Consider the following 500-nt stretch of genomic DNA (forward strand, 5'->3'; position numbering starts at 1 on the left):
AAGGCTTTATTGCCTGCATGGAAAATCTGTAGGATCGCAGGAGCTCCTCCACTTTTCGCTGCCTCAGCTAATTTTCGTAAACTTGGAGTGAATTCATCATTGTACCCTGCGAATTCATTCGTAAAACCCTGTCCATTAGGTGTAACAAGAGTACACCCTGTAAAGACGAGCCCTACTCCATTCACTCTTTGTTTGTAATACTTTACTTCGTCATCCGAAATGGTAAGATCGTCATTACTTGACCAGGTTGTCATAGGTGCCATAACGATTCTATTCTTAATTGTTATTCCACTTCTGAATGTGAAGGATTCAAATAACCTACTGTATTTTTGATTCATTTCTTTAACCTCTCTATCGAATATTCTTCTAATGTTGAGTTAATCTGGACTCCTATTATTACCATTCTGAGCCGTTACAACTATCCCTATTAGAAGTTCTACTTTAGTGTAAGTGGTTAACGTTAGGGTAAGTCAAGCGTTAATGTTTATATGATTATATAA

1 pseudogene is annotated in these 500 nt (G+C 37.2%); it reads right to left on the reverse strand.

The window, feature by feature from the left end:
* Positions 1-338: pseudogene (locus tag ACSMFO_RS40270) on the reverse strand (hypothetical protein); the annotation flags it as partial.
* Positions 339-500 lie beyond the last annotated feature (162 nt).

Origin of the sequence: Amycolatopsis sp. w19, assembly GCF_051373225.1 — a bacterium.
GTDB classification, from domain to species: Bacteria; Actinomycetota; Actinomycetes; order Mycobacteriales; family Pseudonocardiaceae; genus Amycolatopsis; species Amycolatopsis japonica.